This window comes from Kosakonia sp. CCTCC M2018092 (assembly GCF_003864115.1).
Classification (GTDB): domain Bacteria; phylum Pseudomonadota; class Gammaproteobacteria; order Enterobacterales; family Enterobacteriaceae; genus Kosakonia; species Kosakonia cowanii.
This window is the reverse complement of the sequence record NZ_CP034225.1, coordinates 1,495,431-1,512,226: the sequence shown is the minus strand read 5'-3', so window position 1 is coordinate 1,512,226 and position 16,796 is coordinate 1,495,431. Positions and strand designations below refer to the sequence as shown.

The following is a 16,796-nucleotide window of genomic DNA, read 5'->3' as shown; positions in this document are numbered from 1 at the left end:
CGCGTCCCCTCACCTGCTCACGATGAGGGGGAACCATTACCAGCGCGCTTTCAGCAGGTTTGGCTGGATACCGCCAATCGCATGGGTATTGCTGAATTGCTGCTTGATCCCCGCTTCGAACTCTTCGCGGAAATACTTAATGGCGCTCTGTAACGGTTCAACCGCACCCGGCGCGTGTGCGCAGAAGGTTTTACCCGGCCCCAGCTGGCGGCAGAGTTGCTCCAGGGTTTCGATATCGCCAGGCTGGCCTTCGCCACGCTCCAGCGCACGCAGGATTTTGACGCTCCACGGCAGCCCGTCGCGGCACGGCGTACACCAGCCGCAGGACTCGCGGGCGAAGAACTCTTCCAGGTTACGCACCAGCGGCACCATGCCAATTTCATGGTCAACGGCCATCGCCAGCGCGGTACCTAAACGGCTGCCCGCTTTACCGATGCTTTCAAACTCCATCGGCAGATCGAGGTGCGCTTCGGTGAGGAAGTCGGTTCCCGCGCCGCCCGGCTGCCAGGCTTTAAATTTCAACCCGTCGCGCATGCCGCCCGCGTACTCTTCAAGGATTTCACGCGCGGTAGTGCCAAACGGCAGCTCCCATACGCCCGGATTTTTCACGCGCCCGGAGAAGCCCATCAGTTTGGTACCGGCATCTTTGCTGGTCGACAGGTTCTGATACCACTCCACGCCGTTGGCGAGGATTGCCGGAACGTTGCACAGGGTTTCGACGTTGTTAACGCAGGTCGGTTTGCCCCATACGCCGGAGCTTGCCGGGAAAGGCGGTTTCGAGCGCGGGTTCGCGCGACGCCCTTCCAGCGAGTTGATCAGCGCCGTCTCTTCGCCGCAGATATAACGACCCGCGCCGGTATGGACGATAAGTTCGAAATCGAACCCGCTGCCGAGAATATTTTTGCCAAGGAAGCCCGCTTCGGTGGCTTCAGCAATGGCGCGGCGCAGATGCACCGCCGCTTCGATGTACTCTCCGCGCAGGAAGATGTAGCCGCGATAGGCCTTCAGCGCAAAGGCGGAGATCAGCATGCCTTCCACCAGCAGGTGCGGCAGTTGCTCCATCAGCAGGCGGTCTTTATAGGTGCCCGGCTCCATCTCATCGGCGTTACACAGCAGGTAACGGATGTTCATCGATTCGTCTTTCGGCATCAGGCTCCACTTAAGACCCGTGGAGAAGCCCGCGCCGCCGCGCCCTTTCAGGCCGGCGTCTTTTACCTGGTTGACGATCTCGTCCGGTGCCAGCCCGGTGAGGGCTTTGCGCGCACCGGCATAGCCGTTCTTGCTCTGATACTCTTCAAGCCAGACCGGCTGTTTGTCATCGCGCAGACGCCAGGTCAGCGGATGGGTTTCGGGAGTACGGATAATGGTCTTCATTATTTATACCGCTCCAGCAAGTCAGGGATCGTTTCCGGCGTCAGAGAACTGTGGGTGTCCTCATCGATCATCATGGTCGGCCCTTTGTCGCAGTTGCCGAGACAGCAGGTTGGCAGCAGCGTAAAGCGGCCATCAAACGTGGTCTGGCCCGGCTTGATCTTCAGGTGGCTCTCAATCGCCGACTGGATCCCCTGATAACCGGTGATGTGACACACCACGCTGTCGCAGTAGCGGATCACATGGCGGCCGACCGGCTGGCGGAAGATCTGGCTGTAGAACGTTGCCACGCCTTCGACATCGCTCGCCGGAATGCCGAGCACGTCGGCGATAGCGTAAATTGCGCCGTCCGGCACCCAGCCACGCTGTTTCTGAACGATCTTCAGCGCTTCAATGGACGCCGCACGCGGGTCTTCGTAGTGGTGCTTCTCGTGCTCAATTGCCTCACGCTCTGCCGCACTCAGCTCAAAAGCCCCGGTTTCTGGTTGTTGATTCTCGTGCATAATTAGCGGTCCACATCTGACATAACAAAATCGATACTACCCAAGTAGACAATCAAGTCTGAGACCAGGCTGCCGCGGATTGCCGCCGGAATTTGCTGCAGATGCGGGAAACTCGGCGTACGGATACGGGTACGGTAGCTCATGGTGCTGCCGTCGCTGGTCAGGTAGTAACTGTTGATACCCTTGGTTGCTTCAATCATCTGGAAGGATTCGTTGGCCGGCATTACCGGGCCCCACGATACCTGCAGGAAGTGAGTAATCAGGGTTTCGATATGTTGCAGCGTGCGCTCTTTCGGCGGCGGCGTGGTCAGCGGGTGATCCGCTTTGAACGGCCCTTCCGGCATATTGTTGAGGCACTGCTCAAGAATGCGCAGGCTCTGGCGCAGCTCTTCCACTTTCAGCATCACGCGGGTGTAGCAGTCGCTGACGCCACCGCCGACCGGGATTTCGAAGTCGAAGTTCTGATAGCCGGAGTACGGGCGCGCTTTACGCACGTCAAAGTTGATGCCGGTAGCACGCAGACCCGCGCCGGTGGTGCCCCACTCCAGCGCCTCTTTCGCGCCGTAAGCGGCAACGCCCTGGGCACGGCCTTTCAGAATGGAGTTACGCAGCGCAGCTTTCTCATAGGAAGCCAGACGTTTCGGCATCCAGTCGAGGAACTCACGCAGCAGGCGATCCCAACCGCGCGGCAGATCGTGCGCGACGCCGCCGATGCGGAACCAGGCCGGGTGCATACGGAAACCGGTGATCGCTTCCACCAGATCGTAGATTTTCTGCCGATCGGTAAAGGCGAAGAAGACCGGCGTCATCGCGCCGACGTCCTGAATAAAGGTAGAGATATAGAGCAGGTGGCTGTTGATGCGGAACAGCTCAGAGAGCATCACGCGGATCACTTCCACGCGTTCCGGCACGGTAATGCCTGCCAGTTTCTCGACCGCCAGTACGTATGGCATCTCGTTGACGCAGCCGCCGAGGTACTCAACGCGGTCAGTATAAGGAATGTAGCTGTGCCATGACTGGCGTTCGCCCATCTTCTCCGCGCCGCGGTGGTGATAACCGATATCCGGCACGCAGTCGACGATCTCTTCGCCATCAAGCTGCAGAATGATGCGGAACGCACCGTGCGCAGAGGGGTGGTTCGGACCGAGGTTGAGGAACATAAAGTCCTCGTTGTCGGTGCCGCGCTTCATGCCCCAATCTTCCGGCTTGAAGGTCAGCGCTTCCATCTCCAGATCCTGCTTGGCTTTGGTCAGCTCAAACGGATCGAATTCGGTGGCGCGCGCCGGGTAGTCTTTACGCAGCGGGTGGCCGGTCCAGGTCTGCGGCATCATGATGCGCGTCAGATGCGGGTGGCCATCAAAAGTGATACCAAACATCTCCCAGGTTTCACGCTCATACCAGTTAGCGTTCGGGAAGAGTTTAGTGATAGTCGGCACATGCAAATCGTTTTCTGCGAGGGCCACTTTCAGCATGATGTCGCTGTTACGATCGATCGAGATGAAGTGGTAGAAAACGGAAAAATCCGCGGCGGGCAGACCGGCGCGGTGTGTGCGTAGACGCTCGTCCATGCCGTGAAGATCGAATAGCATGACGTAAGGCTTCGGTAATTTCTTTAAGAAATCGACCACTTCCAGTAACTGCTCACGCTTCACCCAAACGACGGGTACCCCGGTGCGGGTCGCCTGAACGGAAAAGGCATCCGGCCCAAAACGGTTGCGCAATTCGCCAATGACCGGATCATCCAGATGATCGCGGGTCTGCCATGGGGCTTCTTGCGCAGTTAAATCGGTCATATTTTTCACCATTGCAAAGGGTCCGTGGTGACTGTGGGGCAGTGCGTCGCGTTATTGGATTATTGAAATGCGACGCTTTTTACCCTTGCCCACAGGCGCAAATTAAATCTCGTCCGGCGAACGCAGGTTGGTGACGGCAATACGTTCACCGCGTTTACGTTCACGCTCTGACTGCATGTTGGCGCGGTAAACGCCCTGATCGCCAACCACCCAGGAGAGCGGACGACGCTCCTTGCCAATCGACTCCTGCAGCAGCATCAGCGCCTGCATATAGGCTTCAGGACGCGGCGGGCAGCCAGGGATGTAAACATCCACCGGGATAAATTTGTCGACGCCCTGTACGACGGAGTAGATGTCGTACATACCGCCAGAGTTTGCGCAGGCACCCATGGAGATAACCCATTTCGGCTCCAGCATCTGGTCATAGAGGCGCTGGATAACCGGCGCCATCTTGGTGAACGGTGTACCGGCAACGACCATCAGGTCAGCCTGGCGCGGCGAGGCACGCAGTACTTCTGCGCCAAAACGCGCCACGTCGTGCACGGCGGTAAACGAGGTCACCATCTCAACGTAGCAGCAGGAAAGGCCGAAGTTATACGGCCAAATTGAGTTCTTACGACCCCAGTTCACCATATCGTGCAGGACATTTTCGAGCTTGCCCATGTAGACGCTACGGTTGATCTCTTGTTCCAGGGGGTCAGTTACGATCTCCTGTTTTTGCAGGGGGTAACGGTCGTTCTCACCGTTAGGATCTATGCGGGTGAGCGTATAATCCATCTTATTGCCTCGCGGTTAGCGTTGACTGTCAGTGTAGCTGTTGGTCTCAGGGTTAACCTGCGCACGGCGCGAACGCACCGGCGTCCAATCGAGCGCGCCAATACGCACCAGATAAACCAGACCAGCCAGCAGCACTAAGATAAAAATTGCGGCTTCGGCAAATCCCACCCAGCCACTCTCACGAATGGACGTAGACCATGCGTAGAGATAGAGCGCTTCGACATCGAAGATGACGAAGAACATGGCAACCAGATAGAACTTGGCGGAGAGACGTAAGCGAGCGGAACCGACGGAGTCGATACCAGATTCGAAAGGTACGTTTTTGTGCCTTGCGCGCGCGCGTCCGCCCAAAAACCGACCGCCGACCAGCATCAGGCAACAGAGGCCGATGGCGACAATAAGAAAGACAGCGAATGCCCAGTGATGAGCGATGATTTCAGTGGATGTTGACATACGCATTGCTTAACTCAAAAGGTAGCGTTAAAACCTCTGCTCTTGTTGGCAGATGACGCCACATCGATTCACGGGGAGGAATAAAAAACCACATACTTACTGTGCAAAAAGCTGAAAAACAGCTAAATGATGTGGGTTTTTACTCCTTTCTATAACCTTTTGTCAACTTTAACAAAAGTTTCCTCACATTAGTTTACATCGGCAGCAATCCATTAACATTTAGTGCCGTTTTATTGACCAGCAACAACTTTTCCTGCGGCAAAATCCGGTGTTGAATCGAGTCCGTTGTGGAGGATTACAAAAATTACCCTCCTATTTTGACAGGATTTACCCAGGATTCCTCCCCCTCTGCGGAGGTATTTTTTTGATCTGAGACACGCTTTTGTTAATTCATACAATGATTCGGCAACAATCTTGCTTGATTTTTAACATGAGCAGAGGGCATGAAAGACTATAGATGATAAAGGGGAATTGTGCTGTGAGGTGGATTAACAGATTGAAAGAAATAATGATTTAGAGCGGGAATAATTCAGTTGCTTATTATTTATGCAAAAAAAGGCCCACTGTGATCATTTCTCTCATCAGCGGGCCATTTTTACACTTACAAAATGTTACCAGTTAGTGGCGAGATGTTAGCTAGAAATCGCCATCAACCAGCAGCTGTTCATCTCCCCCTTCCGGGGTAGATCCTTTGTAGTGCCAGGGATCGCGATAGTGCTCCATGGCATCGAAAATCACCTGCGCGAGCTCATTCCCACTGTTCGGGTTGCGTGAAAGCAGATATTCCGTCTCCGGCAAAATCGGGAAACCTTCGGCGCTGCTTAAGACGCGCAGGTCGGGACTCATCATCTCCACCGGTCGCGCCGTGACGCCAAGCCCCGCTTTAACGGCAGCTTTCACCGCTGAGAGCGTAGAAGCCACATAGGCCATGCGCCATGGAATCTCGGCTTCATTAAGCGCGTTAAGCACCATATCGCGGAACGGGCTCGGCTCATCCAGCAGGACCAGCGGCACCGCCTCCCCTTTTTGCAGCACATACTCCGCCGCGCAATACCAGAGCGTCGGTGAGGTGCGCAGCGTTAAATAATCAAACGGCTGGACACGATGCGTGGTCACCACCAGATCAACTTCATCTTCCTGCAGCTGATCGCTGCTCATCGGATTGCGTTTCACCCGCACATCGAGCGCGAGCTTTGGATAGACCGAGCTAATACGATTAAGCAGGAACGGCAGTATGGTATCGGCGGATTCATCTGACGCGCCGATGGTTAATACGCCCTGCAGATTGCTGAACATTAAAGAGGTGCAGGCTTCATCATTGAAGCGCAGGATCTTTCTGGCATAGCCTAATAGCTGGATACCGTGCTCGGTCAGCAATTTATTGCGGCCATGACGGGCGAACAGCTCTTTTCCCACTAGCTGTTCAAGACGCTGCATTTGCTGGCTTACAGCGGATTGCGTTCGGCAAACCGCCGCGGCGGCCGCTGCAAAGGTGTTTAAATCCGCGACTGCAACAAACGTTCTCAGCAGATCGAGGTCGAGATTCAGTATCGGACGATTTGCATTTATCATCATTTTTCACTTACGGGTTGCTCGCGCTGCGTGCCCCGGGTTTATGCTGTGTTCATAAGATTAAGTAAGTCCATTTAAAAAGCGCATCCTGCACTGCCATTGCCGATGAAGCCAGACAACGTGTGTGATGTTTTTGTTCGCTACCTGGTGCAAGCAGAACTCAACGTCTTTATTTGGCGAACATCCCACGCGGAGATATATAAACCAGCCAAATGGTGTTGATGCATTTAAAACGCGTCTTTCGCGGCGAATACCGATTTAACATCGCGCGTCGCAGATAAAAGTGAACCCAACAGAGGCTCTGAAGTAAAAAAAGAGTAATAGCAATTAAGTAAAATTAAGAATTCAACCTTACCGAACTCAGGGCTTTGCCCCCGAGCGCCCTTTCAGGCTGTCTGAGTTTACCCCAAAACCTTTTTATTTATAAGCGTTAATACGAATTATCTTAAATTCTTAAAATGTCAGTACGAAAAAATGAGACATATAAATATTAGTGATGGTCATAGTTACTATTCTCAATATTAAATAGCGAACGGTTCTGGAAATGGATCTCTTTAATAGAAATTAACATTATCTTCACAGCAACTCAGCGAGCCGTTTATCGTTACTTTATATCTTCTCTTTATACACTCGATCTCATCTCTATCGTCCTGCCGAACGTCGCAAAAAATTAAATCCCGCACTGCGGGAAGGGTTCTATGCAGTGGAAAATATCATTAACAGATATTTAACTGATACTTATTACTATCAGTTTGCGAATAGTCAGCATGGAAAAGAGTAAAAGCGAACATTTAATAGTTAAAAGATCGTTAAAGGCTACGACCAGGTATGGCAAAATCTTCTCCTGTTAACCCTTCAAAATAAGCGGGCGTGGGAGTACATTGTTCCGCGTTCACTTCCACGGCAGGGAGTGGCGATTCCAGTAAAAAGGCAAAGGTTCATGTCCTCCATCGAAAAATCCAGCAAGTTAGATAACGTCTGTTATGACATCCGTGGCCCGGTTCTTAAAGAAGCAAAGCGTCTGGAAGAAGAAGGCAACAAAGTTCTCAAACTCAACATCGGTAACCCTGCCCCGTTCGGCTTTGAAGCCCCGGATGAGATTCTGGTAGATGTGATCCGCAACCTACCTAGTGCCCAGGGCTACTGCGATTCGAAAGGGCTCTACTCGGCCCGGAAAGCGATCATGCAGCACTACCAGGCGCGCGGCATGCGTGAGGTTACCGTCGAAGATATCTATATCGGCAACGGTGTCTCTGAACTGATCGTGCAGTCGATGCAGGCGCTGCTGAACAGCGGCGATGAAATGCTGGTCCCGGCCCCGGATTACCCGCTATGGACCGCGGCGGTGTCGCTCTCCGGCGGCAAAGCGGTGCACTATCTTTGCGATGAATCCGCCGGCTGGTTCCCGGATCTGGACGACATCCGCGCCAAAATCACCCCACGCACGCGCGGCATTGTCATCATCAACCCGAACAACCCGACCGGCGCAGTCTACTCGAAAGAGCTGCTGCTGGAGATTGTCGAGCTGGCGCGCCAGCACAACCTGATTATTTTCGCCGATGAGATCTACGACAAGATCCTCTACGACGAAGCGCAGCACCACTCCATTGCCGCACTGGCACCGGATCTCTTCACCATCACCTTTAACGGTTTGTCGAAAACCTACCGCGTGGCTGGTTTCCGCCAGGGCTGGATGGTGCTGAGCGGGCCGAAAAAACACGCCAAAGGTTATATCGAAGGGCTGGAGATGCTCGCCTCAATGCGCCTGTGCGCCAACGTCCCGGCACAGCATGCGATCCAGACCGCACTCGGCGGCTATCAGAGCATCAGCGAATTTATCGTGCCTGGCGGGCGTCTCTATGAGCAGCGCAACCGCGCGTGGGAGCTGATTAACGAGATCCCTGGCGTCTCCTGCGTAAAACCGAGCGGTGCGCTCTATATGTTCCCGAAAATTGACGCGAAACGTTTCAATATTCTTGATGATCAGAAGATGGTGCTCGACTTCCTGCTGCAGGAGAAGGTGCTGCTGGTACAGGGTTCCGCCTTCAACTGGCCATGGCCGGATCACGTCCGCATCGTTACCCTGCCGCGCGAGGACGATCTGGAAATGGCGATTACCCGCTTCGGGCGTTTCCTCTCCGGTTATCATCAGTAATTGACCCCGGGGGAGGGTTTGCATCTTCCCCCACTCTCTGCGCACAATGGCTCCAGTCGCATTCAAGACAAGGTTAACTATGAGTCAGAGTCACTTCTTCGCCCACCTCTCCCGCCTGAAACTGATCAACCGCTGGCCGCTGATGCGCAACGTGCGCACCGAGAATGTCTCCGAGCATAGCCTGCAAGTGGCGATGGTCGCGCACGCGCTGGCGGCGATCAAAAACCGCAAATTCGGCGGCGCGCTCAATGCAGAGCGCATTGCGCTGCTGGCGATTTATCACGATGCCTCGGAAGTGATCACCGGCGATCTCCCGACCCCTGTGAAGTACTTCAATTCGCAGATTGCCCAGGAGTACAAAGCGATTGAGAAGATCGCCCAGCAGAAGCTGGTCGAAATGGTGCCGGAAGAGTTGCAGGATATTTTCGCCCCGCTGATTGATGAGCATCACTACAGCGAGGAGGAGCGATTAATTGTTAAACAGGCCGATGCCCTCTGCGCCTACCTGAAGTGCCTCGAGGAGCTTTCCGCCGGCAATAATGAGTTTCTGCTCGCCAAATCGCGGCTGGAGAAAACCCTCGATGCCCGTCGCAGCCCGGAGATGGACTACTTTATGCAGGTGTTTGTGCCGAGCTTCCAGCTGTCGCTGGATGAGATCAGCCAGGATTCGCCCTTATAACAAGGGCGATCACGCCCGGTTAAAAGGGAAAGAGCATCGGGATCATCACCACGCACACCATCATCACCAGCAGCGTAAAGGGCACGCCGAGTTTGATAAAGTCGCTGAACCGGTAGTTGCCCGGCCCTAATACCAGCGTGTTCACTGGCGATGAGACCGGCGTCATAAAGGCGGCAGAGGCGGCCATCGCCACCATCATGGCAAAGGGATAAGGCGAGACGCCCATCGATTTCGCCGCCGCCAGCGCAATGGGTGCCATTAAGACAGCCGTGGCGGTATTGGAGATAAACAGCCCAATCGCCGCGCACATCACAAACAGACAGATCAGCATCAGGTGCGGGCCATAACCCCCGCCCAACTCCATTAATCCTTTGACCACCAGATCGACGCCGCCGGTTTTTTGCAGCGCCAGCGCAAAAGGCATCATGCCAACAATCAGAATGATGCTCGGCCAGTGGATCGCTTTATAGGCACTCTCGGCGTCGATGCAGCGGAATTTCCCCATCAGCATGCAGGCGATAATGGCGGCAATCGGATTGGGAATATCGTCGGTCAGCATCAGCGCGACCATCAATACCAGGCAGAAAATCGCATGTGGTGCCTGGCTATGTGCTGGCGAAGCGGCACTCTCTTCAACAGGCAGGTTCAGCACCACAAAGTCGCGGGCGTGTCCGGCAAGCTGGCTGATTAACTTCCAGTTGCCGACCACGAGGAAAATATCACCCAGTTGCAGCGGCTCGTCAGTCACCGCCCCTTCCAGCGCTACGCCGTTGCGCTTCAGGCCAACTACGTTCAGACCGTAGCGGGTACGAAAACCGATTTCGCGCACCGTTTTGCCCAGCAGTTCGGAATCAGGGATCAGCGAGACTTCAGCCATGCCGACATCCAGCGCCTGGTCGGAGAAGTACTCTCCGCGCAGGATCATCGGCTCCAGTTGCTGCTCGACGCAGAACTGACGCAGGTCGACATCCGCGGAGGACATATCAATCAGCAGCACGTCACGGGCGCGAAACTCCGAGACGCCATTGACGTTTACAATCACCCGGCGAAAACGCCGCCAGCGCTCAACGCCGATAACGTTAGCACCATAGCGCTCACGCAGTTGCAGATCGTCGAGGCGCTGACCAATCATCGGCGAGCCGGGGCGAATCGCTAACCGCCGCGCGCGGCCCGCAAGGTGATACTCGCGGATCAGATCGCGAAATGAGCGCCGCTTCCAGCTCTCGCGCTGAGCTTCGCTCCCCTCCGCATTCAGCATAAAGCGCATTAACAGCATATAGACGATGCCAAGCAGCAGGATAACCAGGCCAAGCGGCGTAACGCTGAAAAAGCCAAACCCTTCCAACCCTTCGCGCAGCAGTTCGCTGTTCACCACCAGGTTGGGCGGCGTCGCCACCAGCGTCATCATCCCGCTAATGAGCCCGGCAAAGCTGAGCGGCATCATTAACCGCGACGGCGAGACCTGCATGCGCAGCGAGACGCTAAGCACCACCGGAATAAAAATCGCTACCACGCCGGTCGAACTCATAAAGGCGCCCAGCCCGGCGACGGTGATCATCAGCAGGATCAGCATTTTGGTTTCGCTGCTGCCCGCCATCGTCACCAGCCACGCGCCCATATTGGCCGCCACGCCGGTGCGCACCAGCCCGTCGCCGATAATAAACAGCGCGGCAATCAAAATAACGTTTGGATCGCTAAAACCGGAGAGCGCTTCGGGGAGTGTCAGCGTGCCGCTCAGCACAAAAGCGACAATGACAAACAGCGCCACCGCATCCATGCGCACTTTGCTCGTTGCAAAGAGCACCACCGCAATGCCCAGCAGAGAGAGAACCCAAATCAATTCACCGTTCACAACCTGTCCTTGTTTGTTGAGGGTGGTAAAAGAGTGCCATAAAAAAACCCCACCGGGGTGGGGTTACATCATTGAATCAGGCTTTTAGATCGACGCTGACAATGCCGTCATGCTGTTTTGTGACGCGTATCGCCTCGAGGCTGGTCAGCGAGAAGTCGACCTTCTCAAGCCCCGGTGAACCCGGCGGCACATTGACCGCAATCACATGACACCCGGCGGCGAGGCCGGAGAGCACGCCCGCAGCCGCATCCTCCACCACCACGCAGGTTTCCGGTGCCAGCCCTAACAGCTCGGCACCGAGCAGGTAGGCATCCGGTTCAGGTTTGCCATGCTTAACCTGTTCAGCGGTGACGAAAACTTTCGGCATCGGCAGACCGGTTGCGCGATGGCGCGCATGGGCGACCGGCACCGAGCCGGAGGTGACAATGGCCCACGGAATACCGGACTCATCAAGATGCTGAAGCAGTTCAATCGCGCCGGGCAGCGGCGTAATGCCGTCCGTGTCTGACGCTTCAATCTCCTCAAGGCGGGTAAACTCAGCCGCAATCTCCGCTTCTGAAGCACCCGCCATAAAGTGACGCAGTGAAGTGATGGCCTGTTTGCCGTGAATAAAATTGAGCACCTCGTCATGGCTGATGCCAAAGCGATCGGCCCAGCTGCACCAGGCTCGCTCAACGGCGGGGAGTGAATTCACCAGGGTTCCATCCAGATCAAACAGAAAGCCTTTGCACTGCACGTTCACCTCCTCAGGCGTTGAGAATTTGATTAATTTCGTTACTGCTCAAGTGGTACTGGCGCGGGCAGGCGTGCCACACGCTCAGCATGCGCTGGTATTTATCCCACATCGGCGTTTGGGCATTAAAGCCGTGGGTACCGGCATCAAAATGAGTATAGCGCCCTTCAATATTGACCATAAAGCGGACATAGCCGAGGTAGCGCGCTTCGGTCGCGGCGTCGAAGCCGAGGAAAGTGACGCGGCGCTCGTCAATGGCGGCGTTATCTTTCATATTGGTCCAGGAGACATGGAGTGCGTGGTACATCTCCATGATATCGATGATGTTGCGGCACGTTTCCTCTTTCAGCTCGCCAAACTCGCGATCCAGCTCGCGCATCTGCAAACCATATCCCCGTTCAACAATGGTTTGCAAACGGCGATAACGCTCCGCATTGGCCGGGTCCATCATGGTCATCATCTTGTATTGATTGGATAAGATCAGACGTTGGGCATTGGTCATTTCCATCTTCGACTCCTGTGGCACTTCGGCGCAGTAAAATAAGTTGGCCTAAGTCTACCTGTGAGTAAAAGGCGCTTTCTTGATTTGCCGGGGGTGTTACGCGTATCTACCAAAAAAGAAAGCATCCGGGGATGCTCTCTTCTTATCAATCACGCACAACTTTTACAGCTCATCGAGAAAGGTTTTATCCAGCTGCTTAAAGGCGCGCTTAAGGGTATCCGCCAGCGCCTGATAATCGGGCTTGCCTTCCACAGGTGCCAGCGCCTGGCCCGCCTCCTGCAACTTACCGCGCACTTCATAGAACCAGTTCAGAATCGAGGGCGGCAGCGGCGTGACCGAGCGCTTGCCCAGCCACCATAGTCCCTGCATCGGCAGGCTCAGCGCAAACAGCGCGGTGGCAACAGCCGGGCCGAGCTGCCCACCGAGGGCGATCTGCCAGCAAAGGGTGAAGACCGCCACTGGCGGCATAAAGCGAATCGCATAGCGTGTCGCGCGAATGGTGCGGTTCTCTACAAACATGGGAGCGAGGCGTTTTTCCATAGGCCAGGTCTTCGCATAGTGCTGACCCCGGCGAAATAAACTGAAGAAACTGACGGGTCGAATCTCAGGATTTGACATGGCTTCACCTCAACTTCACGTATAAAAATTAAAAAAATTATGCAAAACAACAACTGTGAATGACAACGTTAAAATTTTTTGTCAATCCCACCTGCTATCGGGTATTCTGTGGCGGCCTTTACCAGGCCTTAGACGAATAGGTTTGGTTCGTCAAATAATAAGCTCATTATGCCACTGTCTGAAAATTGCGCAAAATAGCTTAAAATTTTAACTATTCTTTCATCGTGTCAGAAAGTTCTCTCGACATGATGTTAATCATAAATGTCAGCGTCAACCTGCGCTACGCTGTGCGACTCACTGACCTTTTTTAGCCACGTATCATAAATAGGTACTTCCATGTCGAGTAAGTTAGTACTGGTTCTGAACTGCGGTAGCTCCTCACTGAAATTCGCAATTATCGATGCTGTAAACGGTGAAGAGTACCTCTCTGGTTTAGCCGAATGTTTCCACCTTCCTGAAGCACGCATCAAGTGGAAAATGGATGGCGGTAAACAAGAAGCGGCTTTAGGTGCAGGTGCCGCTCACAGTGAAGCGCTTAACTTTATCGTTAACACTATTCTGGCACAAAAACCAGAACTGTCTGCTCAGCTGACCGCAATCGGTCACCGTATCGTCCACGGCGGTGAAAAATACACCCGTTCCGTAGTGATCGATGAGTCTGTGATCCAGGGTATTAAAGACGCGGCCTCTTTCGCCCCGCTGCACAACCCGGCTCACCTGATCGGTATCGCTGAAGCGCTGAAATCCTTCCCGAGCCTGAAAGAGAAGAACGTTGCCGTGTTTGACACCGCGTTCCACACCACCATGCCGGAAGAGTCCTACCTCTACGCCCTGCCGTACAAACTGTACAAAGATCACGGCGTTCGTCGCTATGGCGCGCACGGCACCAGCCACTTCTATGTGACTCAGGAAGCGGCAAAAGTGCTGAACAAACCGGTTTCTGAACTGAACATCATCACCTGCCACCTCGGCAACGGCGGCTCTGTTTCCGCTATCCGTAACGGCGAGTGCGTTGATACTTCCATGGGTCTGACCCCGCTGGAAGGCCTGGTAATGGGTACCCGTTCTGGTGATATCGACCCGGCGATCATTTTCCATCTGCATGACACCCTGGGCATGAGCGTTGAAGCAATCAACAAAATGCTGACCAAAGAGTCCGGCCTGCTGGGCCTGACCGAAGTCACCAGCGACTGCCGTTATGTAGAAGATAACTACGAAACCAAAGAAGACGCGAAGCGTGCGATGGACGTTTACTGCCATCGCCTGGCGAAATACATCGGCTCCTACACTGCGCTGATGGATGGTCGTCTGGACGCGGTTATCTTCACCGGCGGTATCGGTGAAAACGCGGCGATGGTACGCGAGCTCTCCCTGGGCAAACTGGGCGTGCTCGGCTTCGAAGTTGACCACGAACGCAACCTGGCTGCCCGTTTCGGCAAGTCTGGTTTTATCAACAAAGAAGGCACCCGCCCGGCGATCGTTATCCCGACTAACGAAGAGCTGGTGATTGCGCAAGACGCAAGCCGCCTGACTGCCTGATAGCTTACCCACACCGCCAGCCAACGCTGGCGGTGCTGTTTTGTAACCCGTCCGCTTCGACGGTAACGAAAGAGGATTAACCGTGTCCCGTATTATTATGCTGATCCCTACCGGAACCAGCGTCGGCCTGACCAGCGTCAGCCTTGGCGTGATCCGTGCTATGGAACGCAAAGGCGTTCGTCTGAGCGTCTTTAAACCGATCGCTCAGCCACGTGCGGGCGGCGATGCGCCTGACCAGACCACCACCATCGTGCGCGCTAACTCCGGGCTGCCGGCGGCTGAACCGCTGAAAATGAGCCACGTCGAGTCGCTGCTCTCCAGCAATCAAAAAGATGTGCTGATGGAAGAGATCATCGCCCGCTACCACGAAAGCAGCAAAGACGCTGAAGTGGTGCTGGTTGAAGGCCTGGTCCCGACCCGCAAACACCAGTTCGCTCAGTCCCTGAACTTCGAAATCGCGAAAACGCTGAACGCGGAAATCGTCTTCGTCATGTCCCAGGGCACTGACACGCAGGAGCAGTTGAAAGAGCGCATCGAGCTGACGCGCAACAGCTTCGGCGGCGTGAAAAACAGCAACATCACCGGCGTTATCGTTAACAAACTGAACGCCCCGGTTGATGAGCAGGGCCGTACGCGCCCGGATCTCTCTGAGATCTTTGATGACTCCTCAAAAGCAAAAGTGGTGCATATCGATCCGGCGCAGCTGCAAGAGACCAGCTCTCTGCCCGTGCTGGGCGCGGTGCCGTGGAGCTTCGATCTGATCGCCACCCGTGCGATCGATATGGCGCGCCACCTGAATGCGACCATCATCAATGAAGGCGATATCAAAACCCGCCGCGTGAAGTCCGTCACCTTCTGTGCGCGCAGCATTCCGCACATGCTGGAACACTTCCGTCCGGGCTCACTGCTGGTAACCTCTGCCGATCGTCCTGACGTGCTGGTTGCGGCCTGCCTGGCAGCGATGAACGGCGTTGAGATTGGTGCCGTGCTGCTGACCGGCGGCTACGAGATGGAAGAGAGCGTGCGCAAGCTGTGCGAGCGCGCGTTTGCCACCGGCCTGCCGGTATTTATGGTGAACACCAACACCTGGCAGACCTCCCTGAGCCTGCAGAGCTTCAACCTGGAAGTGCCGGTTGACGATAACGAGCGTATTGAAAACGTGCAGGAGTACGTTGCCCGTTACATCAACGCGCAGTGGATCGACTCCCTGACCGCTACCTCCGAGCGCAGCCGTCGCCTCTCACCGCCAGCCTTCCGTTACCAGCTGACCGAGCTGGCGCGTAAAGCGGGCAAACGCGTCGTACTGCCGGAAGGCGACGAGCCGCGTACCGTGAAAGCGGCCGCTATCTGTGCTGAGCGCGGTATCGCGACCTGTATCCTGCTGGGCAACCCGGATGAGATCAACCGCGTTGCGGCAGCACAGGGTGTTGAACTGGGCGCCGGGATCGAAATCGTCGATCCGGACGTGGTGCGTGAAAGCTACGTTGCTCGTCTGGTTGAGCTGCGTAAGAGCAAAGGCATGACCGAAGCCGTGGCGCGCGAACAGCTGGAAGATAACGTGGTGCTCGGCACGCTGATGCTGGAGCAGGATGAAGTTGACGGCCTGGTTTCCGGTGCGGTTCACACTACTGCGAACACCATTCGTCCGCCGCTGCAGCTGATTAAAACTGCGCCTGGCAGCTCGCTGGTCTCCTCCGTATTCTTTATGCTGCTGCCGGAACAGGTTTATGTTTACGGTGACTGTGCAATCAACCCGGATCCGACCGCTGAGCAGCTGGCAGAGATCGCGATTCAGTCCGCTGATTCTGCAACCGCGTTCGGCATCGAGCCGCGCGTGGCGATGCTCTCCTACTCCACCGGCAACTCCGGCGCGGGTAGCGACGTTGAGAAAGTGCGTGAAGCGACTCGCCTGGCGCAGGAAAAACGTCCTGACCTGGTTATCGACGGTCCGCTGCAGTATGACGCCGCGGTCATGGCGGATGTAGCGAAATCCAAAGCGCCGAACTCGCCGGTTGCCGGTCGCGCTACCGTGTTCATCTTCCCGGATCTGAACACCGGTAACACCACCTACAAAGCGGTACAGCGCTCTGCCGACCTGATCTCCATCGGGCCGATGTTGCAGGGTATGCGCAAGCCGGTGAACGACCTCTCTCGTGGCGCGCTGGTGGACGATATTGTTTACACCATCGCACTGACCGCGATTCAGGCGTCCCAGCAGCAGTAAGGTGTCGGATGGCGGCTGCGCCTTA

At 55.3% G+C, this 16,796-nt stretch carries 14 protein-coding genes; 4 read left to right on the top strand and 10 right to left on the bottom strand.

Features of this window, described 5'->3' with window-relative positions:
* Window positions 1-36 precede the first annotated feature (36 nt).
* From nuoF to lrhA, 6 genes are all read right to left on the bottom strand, one after another.
* Entirely contained in the window at window positions 37-1,374 is a 1,338-nt protein-coding gene (gene nuoF, locus EH164_RS07155; protein ID WP_023479635.1) for an NADH-quinone oxidoreductase subunit NuoF, read from the bottom strand.
* On the bottom strand, window positions 1,374-1,874 hold the full coding sequence (nuoE, locus tag EH164_RS07150; protein WP_023479890.1) for an NADH-quinone oxidoreductase subunit NuoE: 501 nt from the start codon (window positions 1,872-1,874) through the stop codon (window positions 1,374-1,376). The genes nuoF and nuoE overlap by 1 nt, the downstream gene beginning before the upstream one ends.
* A gap of 2 nt (window positions 1,875-1,876) precedes the next feature.
* Complete coding sequence (gene nuoC / locus EH164_RS07145; RefSeq protein ID WP_094193183.1) at window positions 1,877-3,679, bottom strand: NADH-quinone oxidoreductase subunit C/D; 1,803 nt, start codon at window positions 3,677-3,679, stop codon at window positions 1,877-1,879.
* Between the two features lie 90 nt (window positions 3,680-3,769).
* A complete protein-coding gene (nuoB, locus tag EH164_RS07140; RefSeq protein WP_023479723.1) occupies window positions 3,770-4,444 on the bottom strand; it encodes an NADH-quinone oxidoreductase subunit NuoB in 675 nt (224 codons plus the stop codon).
* Window positions 4,445-4,459: 15 nt separating this feature from the next.
* On the bottom strand, window positions 4,460-4,903 hold the full coding sequence (nuoA, locus tag EH164_RS07135; RefSeq protein WP_034812950.1) for an NADH-quinone oxidoreductase subunit NuoA: 444 nt from the start codon (window positions 4,901-4,903) through the stop codon (window positions 4,460-4,462).
* A gap of 630 nt (window positions 4,904-5,533) precedes the next feature.
* A complete protein-coding gene (gene lrhA / locus EH164_RS07130) occupies window positions 5,534-6,469 on the bottom strand; it encodes a transcriptional regulator LrhA (RefSeq protein ID WP_023479801.1) in 936 nt (311 codons plus the stop codon).
* Between the two features lie 940 nt (window positions 6,470-7,409).
* On the opposite strand from lrhA, the gene EH164_RS07125 reads away from it, so the two are divergent.
* Together EH164_RS07125 and yfbR are read left to right on the top strand one after the other, a co-directional pair.
* A complete protein-coding gene (locus tag EH164_RS07125) occupies window positions 7,410-8,624 on the top strand; it encodes a pyridoxal phosphate-dependent aminotransferase (RefSeq protein ID WP_124967761.1) in 1,215 nt (404 codons plus the stop codon).
* A 79-nt stretch (window positions 8,625-8,703) separates the two neighbouring features.
* Window positions 8,704-9,303 carry a 5'-deoxynucleotidase gene (gene yfbR, locus EH164_RS07120; protein ID WP_124967760.1) on the top strand — a complete coding sequence of 200 codons (600 nt, stop codon included), beginning with the start codon at window positions 8,704-8,706 and terminating at the stop codon, window positions 9,301-9,303.
* Between the two features lie 19 nt (window positions 9,304-9,322).
* Here yfbR and EH164_RS07115 read toward each other — a convergent pair whose 3' ends face one another.
* The 4 genes from EH164_RS07115 to yfbV form a co-directional block, all read right to left on the bottom strand.
* Window positions 9,323-11,155, bottom strand: coding sequence for an SLC13 family permease (locus EH164_RS07115; protein WP_124967759.1), 1,833 nt, complete (start codon window positions 11,153-11,155; stop codon window positions 9,323-9,325).
* 76 nt (window positions 11,156-11,231) lie between these two features.
* Window positions 11,232-11,921, bottom strand: a complete 690-nt coding sequence (locus EH164_RS07110) for a sugar phosphatase (RefSeq protein WP_304999912.1) — start codon at window positions 11,919-11,921, stop codon at window positions 11,232-11,234.
* Window positions 11,902-12,396: a YfbU family protein gene (locus tag EH164_RS07105; RefSeq protein WP_124967757.1), complete on the bottom strand. Its 495-nt coding sequence runs from the start codon at window positions 12,394-12,396 to the stop codon at window positions 11,902-11,904. Before EH164_RS07105 ends, EH164_RS07110 begins: the two co-directional genes overlap by 20 nt.
* Window positions 12,397-12,552: 156 nt before the next feature.
* On the bottom strand, window positions 12,553-13,008 hold the full coding sequence (yfbV, locus tag EH164_RS07100; RefSeq protein ID WP_124967756.1) for a terminus macrodomain insulation protein YfbV: 456 nt from the start codon (window positions 13,006-13,008) through the stop codon (window positions 12,553-12,555).
* 336 nt (window positions 13,009-13,344) lie between these two features.
* Between yfbV and ackA the strand changes: the two genes are divergently transcribed.
* Both ackA and pta read left to right on the top strand, forming a co-directional pair.
* Window positions 13,345-14,547: an acetate kinase gene (gene ackA / locus EH164_RS07095; RefSeq protein ID WP_124967755.1), complete on the top strand. Its 1,203-nt coding sequence runs from the start codon at window positions 13,345-13,347 to the stop codon at window positions 14,545-14,547.
* A gap of 82 nt (window positions 14,548-14,629) precedes the next feature.
* The gene (gene pta / locus EH164_RS07090) at window positions 14,630-16,771 is read left to right on the top strand and encodes a phosphate acetyltransferase (protein ID WP_023479804.1); all 2,142 of its coding nucleotides are present in this window, start codon (window positions 14,630-14,632) and stop codon (window positions 16,769-16,771) included.
* Window positions 16,772-16,796: the final 25 nt, after the last annotated feature.

Excerpts from the sequence above, each read along its gene's own strand:
- nuoC (WP_094193183.1), bottom strand. The coding sequence starts at position 3,679 with ATGGTGAAAAATATGACCGATTTAACTGCGCAAGAAGCCCCATGGCAG.
- nuoA (WP_034812950.1), bottom strand. The coding sequence starts at position 4,903 with ATGCGTATGTCAACATCCACTGAAATCATCGCTCATCACTGGGCATTC.
- yfbV (WP_124967756.1), bottom strand. The coding sequence starts at position 13,008 with ATGTCAAATCCTGAGATTCGACCCGTCAGTTTCTTCAGTTTATTTCGC.
- EH164_RS07105 (WP_124967757.1), bottom strand. The coding sequence starts at position 12,396 with ATGGAAATGACCAATGCCCAACGTCTGATCTTATCCAATCAATACAAG.
- nuoF (WP_023479635.1), bottom strand. The coding sequence starts at position 1,374 with ATGAAGACCATTATCCGTACTCCCGAAACCCATCCGCTGACCTGGCGT.
- nuoE (WP_023479890.1), bottom strand. The coding sequence starts at position 1,874 with ATGCACGAGAATCAACAACCAGAAACCGGGGCTTTTGAGCTGAGTGCG.
- ackA (WP_124967755.1), top strand. The coding sequence starts at position 13,345 with ATGTCGAGTAAGTTAGTACTGGTTCTGAACTGCGGTAGCTCCTCACTG.
- yfbR (WP_124967760.1), top strand. The coding sequence starts at position 8,704 with ATGAGTCAGAGTCACTTCTTCGCCCACCTCTCCCGCCTGAAACTGATC.
- lrhA (WP_023479801.1), bottom strand. The coding sequence starts at position 6,469 with ATGATAAATGCAAATCGTCCGATACTGAATCTCGACCTCGATCTGCTG.
- EH164_RS07125 (WP_124967761.1), top strand. The coding sequence starts at position 7,410 with ATGTCCTCCATCGAAAAATCCAGCAAGTTAGATAACGTCTGTTATGAC.
- nuoB (WP_023479723.1), bottom strand. The coding sequence starts at position 4,444 with ATGGATTATACGCTCACCCGCATAGATCCTAACGGTGAGAACGACCGT.